Consider the following 13,631-nt stretch of genomic DNA (forward strand, 5'->3'; position numbering starts at 1 on the left):
GATGCCGCCCGGTGACGACATCCAGCGATATCTGGCCGGTGCCTGGCGGCTGATGATGGGCAAGCGCGACGGCGTCGCCCTGCTCGACCTTTCGGCCGACGGCTTCTGGAACTCGTTCTTCGCCATCGTCATTGCGCTGCCGCCGCTTTTCGTCGGCTGGGCCGGCACCGCAAGCGAGCTCGGCGCCGATCCCATGGCGTCGTCGAGCCGGTTTTCCTTTTTCCTGCGTCTGGCTGCGGTCGATCTGGGCGCCTGGGTTCTGCCGCTGGTAGCACTCGCCTTCATCGCGCCGATGGCCGGCATTCGCGACCGCTTCGTGCATTACGTGGTGGCCACCAATTGGGCCTCGGTGATCCTGTCCTGGCTGGTGCTGCCGGCGGCACTGCTGCGGCTGTTCACGGTATCGGACTCGCAGCCGGTCGTCGCGGCGTCCTTTGCCGTCTTCGCGCTTTCGATGGTGCTGACCTGGCGGCTAACCAATGCCATCATCGCCAAGGGACCGGCTGTCGGCAGCGCTGTCTTCGCCGGCATGTTCGTCGCATCGGTGGTCGTGCTCATCGCACTGCAATCGCTGCTCGGAATTTCGTTTCCTCAGTAATCGACCTTGGTCAGATATAGCCCATAGGGCGGTGCCACCGAACCGCAGGCGGCGCGATCCTTCGCCTCGAGTGCGGCCTTCACGTCGGCAGCCGTCCACGCGCCCTCGCCGACCCGCTTGATGGTGCCGACCATCGACCGTACCTGATTGTGCAGGAAGGAACGCGCAGCCGCGTGGATCTCGATCTCGTCGCCCTTGCGCACGACATCGAAGCGTTCCAGCGTGCGCAGCGGGCTTGATGCCTGGCACTGCAGCGAGCGAAACGTCGTGAAATCGTGCCGCCCGACCAGCACCTGAGCTGCCTCATGCATGGCATCGGCGTCGATCTTCTTCTGCACCACCCAGACCCGGTTGCGCTCAAGCGCTGCCGGCGCACGGCGGTTCAGGATGCGGTAGAGATACTGCCGGCCCGTCGCCGAAAAACGCGCATCGAAATCGTCGGGCACGGTGGATGCCGCCAGAATCGCCACCGCCGCACCCGCCATTTGCAGATGCGCGTTGATCGCATCGCGCACCGTGTCGTCGCGCCATGCCTTGGCGAGATCGACATGGCCGACCTGCCCGGTCGCATGAACGCCGGCGTCGGTGCGGCCCGCACCGCGCAGCGTCACCTCTTCGCCGCAAAACCCCTTGATCGCCTGCTCGATCGCGCCTTGCACGGTGGCCGGCCCGTCCTGTCGCTGCCAGCCGGCATAGGCGGTGCCATCATATTCGATGTCGAGGCGGTAGCGCGGCATGGCCTTCGCTTACAAGGCGCGGAAGGCAGGCGCATAGACCAGCCTGCCGGTCGATGGAGCGTCGCTCCAGGCAAGCGACTGCAACGCATAGCACTGATAGTCGCTTTCGAATTTCTCGGCGTTGGAGCGGTGATAACCGAACCGGCCGTAGTAATCCGGATCGCCAAGCACGATCGAAAGCTTTTCGCCGGCCAACTTCAGCCGTTCATGTGCTTCGCGAACCAGCGCGCCGCCGATGCCCTGGCCGTGCAGGTCGGGATCGACGGCAAGCGGTGCCAGCGCCACGGCGGCAAAATCCTTGCCGTTTTCTTCCACCATCAGCCGGGAGAAAAAGACGTGACCGACGATGCGGCCTTCCTTTTCGGCAACCAGTTCCAGCACCACGTCGCCATCGGCCACCAGCCGATCGACCAGCATCGCCTCGCCCGCCTGGCCGAAGGCGCGCTCCTCGACCTCGTGGATACCCGCGCGGTCGCGTTCTTCAGCCGGCCTGATCGTAAAATCGTTCATAGGAGCCTCCCGCCCTTGCCAAGTTTTGCGCCGCGCAGGAACTCGTCCACGCTGACCGCCTTGCCGCCCGCGCGCTGCACCTCCAGCAGTCGCACGGCACCGCCTCCGCAGGCAATGGCCAGTCGGTCATCCAGGACTTCGCCCGGCGCGCCTGAGCCATCCGCCAGCGTCGAGCGCAACAGCTTCAGCCGCTCGACCTTGCCGCCGGTTTCCATCTCGCACCACGCGCCCGGAAAGGGCGACAGGCCGCGAATGCCATTGTGCACATCACGCGCCGGCTGACCCCAGTCGATGCGCGTTTCGGCCTTGTCGATCTTTTTCGCGTAGACGACGCCATCTTCGGCCTGCGGGGTGAGCGGCAGCTTGCCCTGTTCCAGCCTGCCCAGCGCCGCGACCATCAATTCAGCACCGACACCCATCAACCGATCATGCAGTTCGCCCGCCGTCATACCCGGGCCGATCGTCACGCGTTCGGTCATCGCCACCGGCCCCGTGTCGAGGCCGACATCCATCTTCATGACCATCATGCCGGTCTCTGCATCGCCCGCCATGATGGCGCGCTGGATGGGTGCAGCGCCGCGCCAGCGCGGCAGAAGCGAGGCGTGGCCATTGTAGCAGCCGAGCCTCGTCCCCTCGAGGATCGGCTTCGGCAAAAGCAGCCCGTAGGCGACGACGACGGCGACATCGGCATTCAGCGCCCTGAACGCAGCCTGCTCGGCCTCGCCCTTCAGCGACACCGGCGAGCGCACCTCCACGCCCAGCCTTTCCGCCTCGCGCTGCACCGGCGACGGCGTCAGTTCCAATCCGCGCCGGCCCGCCGGACGCGGCGGCTGCGTGTAGACGCAGACGATCTCGTGCCCAGCTTCAGCGATGGCGCGAAGTGTGGGCACGGAAAAGTCCGGCGTTCCCATGAAGATGACACGAAGGGGCATCGTCAGCTTTGCAAGCCGGGAGATGTGTGCGGATGCGACAGGTTCCCTTCGGCCTGAGCAACGTTGGCCAGACCAAGTTCGATCAATCGGATAGCCTCTTCATCGACTGTGGTGCCGCGCATGCGCGCGTTTCTCTCGATCGCGCGAACGAGATCGTCATCGATGTTCTCTATCAATAAGTCAGCCACTTCGAGCACCCTTTGGGTTCACGTTCACAGGACCGCCGCCCAAAATAGCTTCGCCCCTCACCCCACCATGCGGCTCGGCGGGCGGTCCTTGGCGAGTTTCTTGAACTTCTTCACCACCATGTCGCGCTTGAGCTTGGAGATGTGGTCGATGAAGAGCACGCCGTTGAGATGGTCGATCTCGTGCTGCAGGCAGGTGGCCAGCAGCCCATCGGCGGTGATTTCCTGTTCCTTGCCGTCGCGGTCGAGGAATTTCACCCGCACCGAAGCCGGACGCTCGACCTCAGCATAGTAATCGGGGATCGAAAGGCAGCCTTCCTCATAGACGGAGCGCTCCTCAGAGCTTTCGAGGACTTCCGGGTTGATGAACACTTGCGGCGCCGGCTTCTCGTCTTCCTTGGCGAGATCGATCACCAGCATGCGCAGCGGCTCGCCGATCTGGATCGCGGCCAGTCCGATGCCCGGCGCGTCGTACATCGTTTCCAGCATATCGTCGGCCAGCTTGCGCAACGGGTCGTCGACGCGCTCCAGCGGCTTGGAAAGCTGGCGCAACAGGGGATCGGGAAGGATGATCAGCGGCTTTATCGTCATGTCGCCTCACCTAAGACGTCGCAAGAAAAGCGTCAACTGTTTGCCTTTCATGATGTTCTCGTTTTGATCTGGTTTCTACAAACGAATCGCGTATCCTGCGGCAATGACAGACCTGCTATCCGAGCCGATACTGCGTCTTGGCGCCAGCGTGTTCACGCTCGGCCAGTTGCTTGCCTTTGGCGGAGCGTTGTTGCTGGCACTGTTTCTTGTGCTTGTCGCAGCGCTCTGGCGCTCGGCAAAAGCACGGGCTGAGGCAGCTCTTGAAGCAGCTAACCGCGCCGGCGAGGCAGATGCTCGGATGACCGCGATCCTGCAATCGCAGGCCGAGATGCAGGGGCGCATGGGCGCAATGGCCGAAGTGTTCGGCTCGCGGCAGGCCGAACTCACCCAGTCGCTCAGTCAGCGCCTCGACGCCATGACCGGTCGGCTCGGCCAGACCATGACCGAACAGACCAAGTCGACGCATGAAAGCCTCGCCAAGCTGCAGGAGCGGCTGGCCGTCATCGATACCGCGCAGGGCAACATCCAGTCGCTCGCCGGGCAGGTGGTGCAATTGCAGGCGATCCTGTCCAACAAGCAGACGCGCGGTGCCTTTGGCCAGTCGCGCATGGAAGCGATCGTCGCTGACGGCCTGCCGCACGGCGCTTACGAATTCCAGGCCACGCTTTCCAACGGCAACCGGCCGGACTGCCTGGTGAAGATGCCGAACGGCTCGCCGTCACTGGTCATCGATGCGAAGTTCCCGCTGGAAGCGTGGAACGCCATTCGTGCCGCGGAAGGCACTGAGGCGAGCAAGCTTGCGGCACAGGCCTTCCGTCGCGACGTTGAAATCCACATCAGGGATATTTCGGAAAAATACCTGATCAACGGCGAAACGCAGGACACGGCCTTCATGTTCGTGCCGTCGGAATCGGTGTTCAGCGAAATCCATGAGAATTTCGAGGCGCTGGTCCACCGCGCGCATCGCGCCCGCGTCGTCATCGTCTCGCCTTCGCTTTTGATGCTGTCGATCCAGGTCATCCAGGCGATTCTGAAGGATGCGCGCATGCGTGAGCAGGCCCATCTCATCCAGGGTGAGGTCATCCGCCTGATGGAGGACGTTTCGCGCCTGGACGAGCGCGTGCGCAAGCTTCAGGTCCATTTCGGCCAGACGGCGAGGGACATCGACGATATTCTCGTTTCGTCGAACAAGGTCACCCGACGCGGCCAGAAGATCGAGGCGCTGGAGTTCGGCGACGGCCATGCCGACGAAACACCCGCAGCACCGCCTCCGCTGCCCGCACGCACCGCCGAATCCAAGACCGGGCAGCTGCGGCTGCGCGTCGTTGAAGAGCGGGAATGAATTTTTTGACGTAGAGCTGTTGAAGACGGCAGTGACATGCAAGAAACAATTCCAGTATATGAATTGCATCGCATACAAATTCTCTGCACGAATCCAGTAACGACCTGACAATACTCGTTTCCGCATTTCGTCCCTCTGGAGGGAAGCGACGCAGTGAGCAGCAGCGAATCGGGCAAAGGCAGCAAACCGGGCAAGATCGAGATGCCCGAAGGGCCGGGCATTGCCGCCTACCATGCCGAACATCCGGACAATTGGTGGGGCGAGAAGAACCGGATGCGCACCGACCGCCAATCCATCCTCCAATACGAACAGCAGATCATTCGCCGGCGGCGCGCCAAGCACAAGAATGGCAGCTCTTCCGCTGCCCCGACTGAGGGATCGCAGCCGAAGCCCGTGGTCCAGAGCCCCGTGGGCGCCAAGCCGACAGAAGACCAGCCGGGCGAAGAGCGCAAATTGCTCGACGATCTCACCGGGCTTGCGCTGTCGGGCGGCGGCATCAGGGCCGCGACCTTTTCGCTCGGCGTCCTCCAGGCGCTGGACCGCTACGGCATCATCAACCGGCTCGACTATCTGTCGACTGTCTCGGGCGGCGGCTATATCGGCAGTTCGCTCAGCGCGACATTGGTCAAGGGGAATGGCGAGTTCGCCTTCGGTTCTTCACCGCAAGGCACCTCGCTCGGCGCCAAGCCCTCCAAGATGCTCAGCGCATCCGAGCTTGCCGACAGCGACGCCGTCGGGCATCTGCGCAATTATTCGAACTTTCTCATTCCAAAAGGCCTCAGCGACGTGCTGACAGCGGCGGCGGTCGTGGTGCGCGGCCTTACCGCCAATGCAGCGCTGATCCTGTGGATTCCGCTTTTGCTTGCGGCCCTGACCGTCTTTTCCAATCCGACGCGCGCCGATCTCGTCAAGTCCGACCTGTTCGGCTTCACGCTCTACTGGCCTCCCGTCCAGCATTTTGCGGTCACGCTGGTCTTCCTCGCCAGCGCCTTCATCTATTTCTTCGTCTGGGCGCTGCTGCGCTCGGCCGTGCGGGCGCAGATGCTCGCCGACGCCGTCGGGCGCGCGCCGTTTTATGGTGCGCTGGTGCTGATCGCAGTGGCGCTGGTGGCTTTCATCGAATTCCAGCCGCTGGCGGTCAATGTGCTGTTCGACGCCATGGCGCCACCCAAACCCATGCCCGGCGCGCCTGTAACAGAAGGCGGCAGGAGCTTTCTCACCTGGCTCGGGCTGATGCTTGCGCCGATAACGGCCGTCATCACCTTCTTTCGCCAGACGCTGAAGTCCTATCTGGCCGATACCTATTACAGCAAGACCTATGCGGCATTGCTGGCGCGGGGAACGGCCACCCTGATCCTGTGGATCGGCGCGCTGGCGCTGCCTCTGCTGATCTGGATCTTCTATCTGCATCTCAGCTACTGGGCGATCGCCGACGGCGACGACCCCGCCACGCGCTTCGCGCACAGTCCCAACTGGTTCCTGTGGCTCAAGGAGTATCTCGGCGGAATCGCCTGGGTGCCTTATCTCGTGCTGGGCCTGCTGTTGTTCTTCTTTTCGTTCTGGCTGAAGTCGAACGCCAATTCGCTGCACCATCTCTACCGCGACCGGTTGTCGCGCGCCTTCCATTTCGACCCGCAGTCGTTTCGTCCCGGCAAGCCGGACCCCGACGGCTACATCCCGCAACTGACGGAACTGGCATCGGAAGACACGCCCTATCACCTCATAAACACCGCCATAAATGTGCAGTCGTCGGCGGAGGCCAACCGGCGTGGGCGCAATGCCGATTTCTTCCTGTTCTCGCCGCTTTTCGTCGGCAGCCGCGTCACCGGTTATATCCCGACGCGGGCCTATGCGCACAAGAAGATCGACAACCCGCTCGACGTGGCGACCGCGGTGGCCATTTCGGGTGCCTCGGCATCGTCCAACATGGGATCGCAGACGATAAGGGCGCTGTCGCCGACGCTTGCCATGCTCAATGTGCGGCTCGGCTACTGGCTGCGCAACCCGAGCAGCGTGTTGAAGCTTATCGGCGGCGAGCCGCTGGAAGAAACGGTCCCGATGTCGGACATGGCCCGCAAAAGCCGGTCATTCTTGCGAAAGGTCAAGGAAATCCTTGGCGCCAATGGCCATTTCTTCCTGTTCTTCGAGATGTTCGGCTTCCTCGACGAGGAGAGCAACTACGTCTATCTCACCGATGGCGGCCATATCGAGAATCTCGGCATCTACGAACTCCTGCGCCGGCGCTGCAAGGTCATCGTCGTCGTCGACGCCGAGACCGATCCGCAGATGCGTTTCGGTTCCTTCATCGCCTTGCAGATTCATTCGCGGATCGACCTCGGCGTGCGCATCGACCTGCCCATGGAAGCGATCCGCAAGGCGACGCTGGACACGCAGAAGACTATCTCCGCTGACGCAGCGGGCACCGCTCCCGCACCCCTGACGCCGGAAAAGGCCGCAGAAAACGGGCACGCCAAACCGTTGATGCCGCATATCGCGATCGGCCAGATCCACTACGGCAAGAACCAGTCCGGCACGCTCGTCTACATCAAGGCATCTTTGACTGGCGACGAGAATGACTATCTGCTGGACTATGCGCGGCGCAACCCGACTTTCCCGCATGAATCGACCGGCGACCAGTTCTTCACCGAAGAGCAGTTCGAGGTCTATCGCGCGCTTGGCTTCCACATCACCGACCGGTTCTTCGGTGCGAAGGACGATGCCATTGCCATGACGGCCGACAAATGCGCTGCCCGCAAGGTCAAGGACACGATGGACCCTCGCATCGCCGACATCCACAACTGCCTGCTGCCCTAAGGCATCGCCAACGAAGCGCAGAGGGCAGGCCCCGGGAAACCTACTGCGTCTCCACGGTCTCCATGGCCTCGAATTCCGGCAGCCAGTGCAGAGCCGAGCGGTGCCAGAACTGCCTTCTTGGCACCAGCTCCTCACGCTGCCTCACCGTGCCCACCCTTATTCCGTAGACCTTCGGCCCCTCGTCCGCCGACGTGGCGAAGAGATGCGAGCCGCAGTTTTCGCAAAACCCCTGCGCGCGCCGGGCGCCGTTGGCGCCGATCTTGACGTATATCTTCGGCGTTCCCTTGGTGATCTCGTACTTGTCTTCCGGTGCCCGCACGCTGACCCGAAAGGCCGTGCCGGTGAGCTGCTGACAATCCGTGCAATGGCAGATCGTCGTCTTCTCAGGATCGACCTCGGCCTGGTATGTAATAGCGCCGCAATGGCATCCGCCGTCAATCTTCATCGTTGCTCCTCCTTGGATTGGCTCGCGTGGCTATTCCTTCGCCTCGTCGACAATCGCCTTGCGTCGGCGCTCCCAGGTTCCCTTGGTCTGCGGCTTGACGAATAGGGCGGTAATCTGGGGCATCTCCTTGTGCAGCTTGGCCTCCAGGCGCTCGACGCAGGTCTCGATCTCGGGCGCCGTCATATGATCCTCGAATTCGAGGCTGAGGGCGGCGACGATCTCTTCCGGCCCGAGGTGAACGGTCAGGATGCCGTTGGCGCGCTGCACGGCGGGGTCGGCCTGCGCCAGCGCCAGCACCGCCTTCTGGACTTCCGGCAAGGCCGGTTCGCCCATCAGCAGGCCCTTGCTCTCTCGAGCGAGGAAGATCGCCGTCGAGGCGAGTATGATGCTGATGCCGATGGAGGCGACGCCGTCGAGTTCGGGCATGGCGAATATCTGCGCGCAGAAAATACCGACGAAAGCGACGATCAGCCCGAGCAAGGCGGCGCTGTCCTCGAACAGCACCGTGAACACGCTCGGGTCCTTGCTCTGGCGAACCGCGTCGAGATAGCCGAGCCGGCCCTTGGCCTGACGGAACTCCTTCAGCGCCACCCACCACGAACCACCCTCGAACAGGAAGGACAGGCCAAGCACGACATAGTTGACGGTCGGGTTGCGCACGGGCTCCGGGTCGAGGATGTGGATGACGCCCTCGTAGAAGGAGACGCCGGCGCCGAGCGCGAAGACCAGCAGCGCAACGATGAAACTCCAGAAATAGAGCTCCCGGCCGTGGCCGAGCGGGTGGGTTGCATCCGGCGGCCGGTTAGCGCGGCTCAGCCCGTAGAGCAGTAGACCGCCATTGCCGGTATCGACTAGTGAATGCACGCCTTCCGACAGCATCGCCGAACTGCCGGTGAAAAAGGCAGCTATGAACTTGGTGACCGCGATGGCGAGATTGCCGGCGAGTGCGGCGTAGATGACCTTCTTGGAGCCGGAATGCGCAGCCATGGCCTGTCCCTCGTTTCACGAGAGAGTAGCGCATGCACAGCTTTGCTCAAGATGTGGCTATCGGAACCCCTTGCCCTCGCCACGATCTGTTGTTTCACTCTGTCACCCGACAACAGGAGGAGCGAATCATGGCCAAGGGTCAAATGCGCAGCAACAAGGAAGCTCGCAAACCGAAAAAGGATGCGAAGAAGCCCGTAGCCGAGCCGGCGCTGAAGGCGGCACCGGTTCAAGCGATAAGGCTGAAAGAGAAGAAATAATAGATACGCGCACGAAAGCAGCGCGGCGGCTTAGCCGTCGCGCTGTAGCCCGACATGACGTCAGGGCTGGATCAGGTTTGCCTTACGCCCTTGGCGGCAGCGGCATGCGGCCGCCGCGTGCCTTGCGCGCAGCATAGCGCGCGTCGCGCTTGGCCTTGCGTTCGGCTTCGTCGGCCAGCACCCGCGTGATGCGGTCGGTCTCTTCCGCTTCGCGGATTTTCGCTTCCGCAGCCGCGGCTTCTTCCGCAGCGATACGGGCAGCTTCAGCCGCCGCTTCGCGCTCGGCCTTTTCGATCGCCTCGCGAGCCAGTCGCTCCTGCTTCAGCTTTTCCTTTTCGGCATTGCGCTTTTCGCGCGCCTCGAGGATCGCCTGACGCTCAGCCTTGCGAGCCAGAACTTCCGGATCGTCTTCAGCCGGACGCGCCTTGAAGCGGTTCAGCAGGGCTTTTCTTGCTTCGTTTGCGGCATTGCGCCGCTCGGAGAAATCTTGTTCCTTGTAGATAGCCAATTTTCGCCTTCAATTTTTTCTTTTCGTACGCGCCGCTTACATACGCACGACAGCCAAGAGTTCAAGCGCCAAATGGACATGCCTGCCATGTAATCGGTAGCTGTTGCCCTGAGGGAACGGTTCGAAGCGTCGAATCCGAGATTGACTGTTCACAGCCCGGCCACTGGCGAGCGAGCCGGGGCGTCGCTACCTGTAGGCCAACAATCCCCATTTTCGAGGACAGATCATGGAACTCGGCCTTTACACTTTCGCGGATGTCAGCCTGAAACCCGGCCCCGACGCCATCTCACCGCATCAGCGCCTGCGCAACCTCATCGAGGAAATCGAACTTGCCGATCAGGTCGGGCTCGACGTGTTCGGCCTGGGCGAGCATCACCGCCCGGACTACGCGGCTTCCGCGCCCGTCGTAGCGCTGGCGGCGGCTGCCGAGCGCACCAGGCGCATAAAACTCACAAGTGCGGTCACCGTGCTTTCGTCGGACGACCCGGTGCGGGTCTTCCAGCAGTTCTCGACGCTCGACCTGCTCTCGGGTGGGCGCGCCGAGATCATGGCGGGGCGCGGCTCCTTCATCGAATCCTTCCCGCTGTTCGGCTACAATCTCGAAGACTACGACCAGCTCTTCGCTGAAAAGCTCGACCTGCTGCTGGCGCTGCGCGACAGCGAGCGCGTGACCTGGACGGGCGAGATGCGCCCGCCGATCAACGATCGCGGCGTCTATCCCCGCCCCTTCCAGGAAAAGCTGCCGATCTGGATCGCGGTTGGTGGCACGCCGACTTCCGTGGCCCGCGCCGGAGCACTCGGCCTGCCGTTGGCGCTTGCGATCATCGGCGGCGAGCCGGCGCGTTTCGCACCGCTGTTCGACCTCTACCGTCAGGCGGCGTCGCGCGCCGGACACGACCCGGCAACGCTTGCCACCAGCGTCAATGTCCACGGCTTCGTCGGCGAGACGACCCAGCAGGCGGCGGACGACTTCTACGAGCCGCAGGCCGAGGTGATGAACCGCATCGGCGGCGAGCGCGGCTGGGGTCCGACGTCGCGGGCGCATTACGACCAGTCGCGATCCCCGAGCGGCGCGCTGTTCGTCGGCAATCCCGAGCAGGTCGCCGAAAAGATCGTCGCGAATCACAAGCTGTTCAAGAACGACCGCTTCCTGCTGCAGATGGCCATCGGCATCATGCCGCATGCCAAGATCATGAAGGCGATCGAGCTGTTCGGCACCAAGGTCGCCCCGATCGTGCGGCGCGAGACGGCGGTGAAAGAGCTTTCCCTGACCGGAAGCTGAGCCTCATACATTAGAGACTGCGGAACTTTCCGACTTCAGGCGCATTGTTGCGCCTGAAGGGATTTTCGCGTCGCCAGATCGTTCCGGCGTCCGCGAAGATCGGGGATCGACAATGAAAAATGAAACGGCCAGCCCTGCCGCCGATCCGTCGGCAGCAGCACGAACAGCGTCGGACACAAGGCTCATGCGCTCGCTGCTCATCGGTATCTTCATATTCATGGCAATCTACGCGCTCTATTTCGGGCGCGATTTTTTCATGCCGGTCATTCTGGCCTGCCTGCTGGCGCTGATGCTGACGCCGATCGTGCGTTTCCTGCGCAAGCGCGGCATGCCCGAAGCCGTGTCGGCCACAATACTGGTCGTCGTTTCCGTGCTCGGGATCGGCCTGGCGGGCTATCTGCTCAGCGGTCCTGTCATCGCGCTGGTCAATGATGCGCCGGCGATCGGCCGCCAGTTGACCGAGCGCCTCGCCCATCTGCGCCACCCCTTCGAGCAGATGATAAGCATTTCCCATCAGGTCGAGCGCGTCACCGACACCGCGCAGGAGCCGGGTGTGCAGAAGGTGGTCGTCGCGCAGCCCGGCATCATCTCACAGGCAGCCGGCAACCTGCTGTCGGCCGGCACGACGACGGCGATCACCTTCGTGCTGTCGCTGTTCCTGCTCGCCTCGGGCACGATGTTCTATGAGAAGATCATCCAGTCCTTCACCCGCCTCAGTGAGAAGAAGCGGGCGCTGCGCGTCGTCTACGATGTCGAGCGCGAGATTTCGCGCTACCTGCTCACCGTCGCGCTCATCAATCTTGGCCTCGGCGTCGCCATCGGGCTTGGCCTATGGGCCATCGGCATGCCGAACCCGTTCGTCTGGGGCGTCGCAGCCACACTGTTGAACTTCCTGCCCTATATCGGCGCGCTGATCACCATCCTGCTTGTCGCGATCATCGCCATCGTCAGCTTCGACAGCCTGTCCTACGCGATGGTCGCGCCGCTCTTCGTGGTTTGCTGCAACGTCATCGAAGGCCAGTTCATAACGCCGCTCGTCGTCGGCCGCCGGCTGGAGATCAACGCGGTGGCGATCTTCGTCGCCGTCGCCTTCTGGTCATGGCTCTGGGGCTTCGTCGGGGCGCTGATCGCTGTGCCGTTGCTCGTCATCGTCAAGGTCTTCTGCGATCATTTCGACAGCCTGCATCACGTCGGCAATTTCCTGGCCGCGCAGCAAACCGCCGAGCCGGAGGAAGAAGAAGCAGAGGAACCGGCAAAAGCGGCCTGATGCCCTTTGCGAAGCAGGCCGGGCGTTCCTATATCCGGGCTTCCTGCCCGCCCGGAGACCTGCCCCGTGATTCCACTTTCCGTTCTAGACCTGTCGCCGATCACCGAGGGCAGCACCGCCTCGCAATCGCTGGCCAACACGCTCGATCTGGCTCGCCACGCCGAGCGCCTCGGCTATAACCGCTACTGGCTGGCCGAGCATCACAACATGGCGGGCATCGCCAGCGCGGCTACCTCGGTCGTGATCGCCCATGTCGCCGGCGGCACCAAGACGATCCGCGTCGGCGCGGGCGGCATCATGCTGCCCAACCACGCACCGCTGGTGATCGCTGAGCAGTTCGGCACGCTGGCCGCCCTTCATCCCGGCCGCATCGATCTCGGTCTTGGCCGTGCGCCGGGCACCGACATGAACACGGCCCGCGCGCTGCGCCGCAATCTCGAAGCCGGCGTCGACAATTTTCCGCAGGACGTGGTTGAGCTCATCAACTATTTCGCGCCCGCCGAACCCGGCCAGCGCGTGCGCGCCGTGCCCGGAGAAGGCCAGAAGGTGCCGGTGTGGATACTCGGCTCGTCGACCTATGGCGCGCAGCTCGCCGCCATGCTCGGCCTGCCCTACGCGTTTGCCTCGCATTTCGCGCCGGCCGACCTGGAACAGGCGCTCGATGTCTATCGCTCGCGCTTCCAGCCGTCGCAATTCCTGGACAAGCCTTATGTCATGCTCGGGCTGAACGTCTTCGCCGCCGAGACCGACGCGGAGGCAAAATTCCTGTTCACCTCGCTGCAGCAGGCCTTCGTCAATTTGCGCACCGGCCGGCCCGGCCCGCTGCCGGCACCTGTCGAAAATTACGACGCCGATCTCGACCCGATGGCCAAGGCCATGCTGGCGCAGGCGCTCTCCTGCGCCATTGTGGGTTCGCCGCAGACCGTGCGTGCCGGCTTGGAGGCCTTCATCCGCCGCACCGGTGCTGACGAGCTGATGGTGACGGCGCAGATGTTCGATCATGCATCGCGAATCAGGTCCTTCGAGATACTTGCGGAAGCGCATAAGGAATTGTCGGAAGCGGCTTGAGCGCCGGCGCCCTTTCCCTCTCCCCGTTTACGGCGAGGGCAATCGTATAAGGCGCAGCCGACCCCCACTCCGTCTCGGCTTCGCCGAGCCACCTCTCCCCCTCAAAAG

15 protein-coding genes are annotated in these 13,631 nt (G+C 63.1%); 7 read left to right on the plus strand and 8 right to left on the minus strand.

Annotated elements, in window-relative coordinates; all coding sequences use genetic code 11:
* The first annotated feature begins 1 nt into the window (after nt 1).
* Complete coding sequence (locus G6N74_RS28975; RefSeq protein ID WP_165121468.1) at nt 2-598, plus strand: transporter; 597 nt, start codon at nt 2-4, stop codon at nt 596-598.
* On the opposite strand, the gene truA is transcribed toward G6N74_RS28975, so the two are convergent.
* From truA to def, 5 genes are read right to left on the minus strand one after another with little or no spacing between them, the layout of a single operon-like run.
* A complete protein-coding gene (truA, locus tag G6N74_RS28980) occupies nt 592-1,335 on the minus strand; it encodes a tRNA pseudouridine(38-40) synthase TruA (protein ID WP_165121469.1) in 744 nt (247 codons plus the stop codon). The two genes, G6N74_RS28975 and truA, sit on opposite strands and share 7 nt — an antisense overlap.
* A gap of 9 nt (nt 1,336-1,344) precedes the next feature.
* Nucleotides 1,345-1,845, minus strand: a complete 501-nt coding sequence (locus tag G6N74_RS28985) for a GNAT family N-acetyltransferase (RefSeq protein ID WP_165121470.1) — start codon at nt 1,843-1,845, stop codon at nt 1,345-1,347.
* Nucleotides 1,842-2,777 carry a methionyl-tRNA formyltransferase gene (fmt, locus tag G6N74_RS28990; protein WP_165121471.1) on the minus strand — a complete coding sequence of 312 codons (936 nt, stop codon included), beginning with the start codon at nt 2,775-2,777 and terminating at the stop codon, nt 1,842-1,844. The genes G6N74_RS28985 and fmt overlap by 4 nt, the downstream gene beginning before the upstream one ends.
* Nucleotides 2,778-2,779: 2 nt before the next feature.
* The gene (locus G6N74_RS28995) at nt 2,780-2,974 is read right to left on the minus strand and encodes a hypothetical protein (RefSeq protein ID WP_165121472.1); all 195 of its coding nucleotides are present in this window, start codon (nt 2,972-2,974) and stop codon (nt 2,780-2,782) included.
* Between the two features lie 48 nt (nt 2,975-3,022).
* Complete coding sequence (gene def / locus G6N74_RS29000) at nt 3,023-3,553, minus strand: peptide deformylase (RefSeq protein ID WP_165121473.1); 531 nt, start codon at nt 3,551-3,553, stop codon at nt 3,023-3,025.
* A gap of 103 nt (nt 3,554-3,656) precedes the next feature.
* On the opposite strand from def, the gene G6N74_RS29005 reads away from it, so the two are divergent.
* Both G6N74_RS29005 and G6N74_RS31070 read left to right on the plus strand, forming a co-directional pair.
* Nucleotides 3,657-4,895, plus strand: a complete 1,239-nt coding sequence (locus G6N74_RS29005) for a DNA recombination protein RmuC (protein WP_165121474.1) — start codon at nt 3,657-3,659, stop codon at nt 4,893-4,895.
* Between the two features lie 153 nt (nt 4,896-5,048).
* Nucleotides 5,049-7,709 carry a patatin-like phospholipase family protein gene (locus tag G6N74_RS31070; protein ID WP_312857944.1) on the plus strand — a complete coding sequence of 887 codons (2,661 nt, stop codon included), beginning with the start codon at nt 5,049-5,051 and terminating at the stop codon, nt 7,707-7,709.
* A gap of 40 nt (nt 7,710-7,749) precedes the next feature.
* Here G6N74_RS31070 and G6N74_RS29015 read toward each other — a convergent pair whose 3' ends face one another.
* Together G6N74_RS29015 and G6N74_RS29020 are read right to left on the minus strand one after the other, a co-directional pair.
* On the minus strand, nt 7,750-8,154 hold the full coding sequence (locus G6N74_RS29015) for a GFA family protein (RefSeq protein ID WP_165121475.1): 405 nt from the start codon (nt 8,152-8,154) through the stop codon (nt 7,750-7,752).
* Nucleotides 8,155-8,184: 30 nt separating this feature from the next.
* Entirely contained in the window at nt 8,185-9,141 is a 957-nt protein-coding gene (locus G6N74_RS29020) for a cation diffusion facilitator family transporter (RefSeq protein ID WP_165121476.1), read from the minus strand.
* A 32-nt stretch (nt 9,142-9,173) separates the two neighbouring features.
* On the opposite strand from G6N74_RS29020, the gene G6N74_RS29025 reads away from it, so the two are divergent.
* A complete protein-coding gene (locus G6N74_RS29025) occupies nt 9,174-9,398 on the plus strand; it encodes a hypothetical protein (RefSeq protein WP_165121446.1) in 225 nt (74 codons plus the stop codon).
* An 82-nt stretch (nt 9,399-9,480) separates the two neighbouring features.
* Here the strand turns inward: G6N74_RS29025 and G6N74_RS29030 are convergent, their stop codons facing one another.
* On the minus strand, nt 9,481-9,906 hold the full coding sequence (locus G6N74_RS29030) for a DUF6481 family protein (RefSeq protein WP_165121477.1): 426 nt from the start codon (nt 9,904-9,906) through the stop codon (nt 9,481-9,483).
* Between the two features lie 226 nt (nt 9,907-10,132).
* Here G6N74_RS29030 and G6N74_RS29035 point away from each other — a divergent pair, with 226 nt between their 5' ends.
* From G6N74_RS29035 to G6N74_RS29045, 3 genes are all read left to right on the plus strand, one after another.
* The gene (locus tag G6N74_RS29035; protein WP_165121478.1) at nt 10,133-11,188 is read left to right on the plus strand and encodes an LLM class flavin-dependent oxidoreductase; all 1,056 of its coding nucleotides are present in this window, start codon (nt 10,133-10,135) and stop codon (nt 11,186-11,188) included.
* A 112-nt stretch (nt 11,189-11,300) separates the two neighbouring features.
* A complete protein-coding gene (locus G6N74_RS29040) occupies nt 11,301-12,455 on the plus strand; it encodes an AI-2E family transporter (RefSeq protein ID WP_165121479.1) in 1,155 nt (384 codons plus the stop codon).
* A gap of 66 nt (nt 12,456-12,521) precedes the next feature.
* A complete protein-coding gene (locus G6N74_RS29045; protein ID WP_165121480.1) occupies nt 12,522-13,523 on the plus strand; it encodes an LLM class flavin-dependent oxidoreductase in 1,002 nt (333 codons plus the stop codon).
* Nucleotides 13,524-13,631: the final 108 nt, after the last annotated feature.

Origin of the sequence: Mesorhizobium zhangyense (assembly GCF_011045115.1) — a bacterium.
Taxonomy (GTDB): domain Bacteria; phylum Pseudomonadota; class Alphaproteobacteria; order Rhizobiales; family Rhizobiaceae; genus Mesorhizobium_M; species Mesorhizobium_M zhangyense.

What these genes read in the sequence shown, in the direction of transcription:
- truA (WP_165121469.1), bottom strand. Translation starts at nt 1,335, where the DNA reads ATGCCGCGCTACCGCCTCGACATCGAATATGATGGCACCGCCTATGCC.
- def (WP_165121473.1), bottom strand. Translation starts at nt 3,553, where the DNA reads ATGACGATAAAGCCGCTGATCATCCTTCCCGATCCCCTGTTGCGCCAG.
- G6N74_RS28975 (WP_165121468.1), top strand. Translation starts at nt 2, where the DNA reads ATGCCGCCCGGTGACGACATCCAGCGATATCTGGCCGGTGCCTGGCGG.
- G6N74_RS29005 (WP_165121474.1), top strand. Translation starts at nt 3,657, where the DNA reads ATGACAGACCTGCTATCCGAGCCGATACTGCGTCTTGGCGCCAGCGTG.
- G6N74_RS29020 (WP_165121476.1), bottom strand. Translation starts at nt 9,141, where the DNA reads ATGGCTGCGCATTCCGGCTCCAAGAAGGTCATCTACGCCGCACTCGCC.
- G6N74_RS28985 (WP_165121470.1), bottom strand. Translation starts at nt 1,845, where the DNA reads ATGAACGATTTTACGATCAGGCCGGCTGAAGAACGCGACCGCGCGGGT.
- G6N74_RS29040 (WP_165121479.1), top strand. Translation starts at nt 11,301, where the DNA reads ATGAAAAATGAAACGGCCAGCCCTGCCGCCGATCCGTCGGCAGCAGCA.
- G6N74_RS29035 (WP_165121478.1), top strand. Translation starts at nt 10,133, where the DNA reads ATGGAACTCGGCCTTTACACTTTCGCGGATGTCAGCCTGAAACCCGGC.
- G6N74_RS29025 (WP_165121446.1), top strand. Translation starts at nt 9,174, where the DNA reads ATGCACAGCTTTGCTCAAGATGTGGCTATCGGAACCCCTTGCCCTCGC.
- fmt (WP_165121471.1), bottom strand. Translation starts at nt 2,777, where the DNA reads ATGCCCCTTCGTGTCATCTTCATGGGAACGCCGGACTTTTCCGTGCCC.
- G6N74_RS29015 (WP_165121475.1), bottom strand. Translation starts at nt 8,154, where the DNA reads ATGAAGATTGACGGCGGATGCCATTGCGGCGCTATTACATACCAGGCC.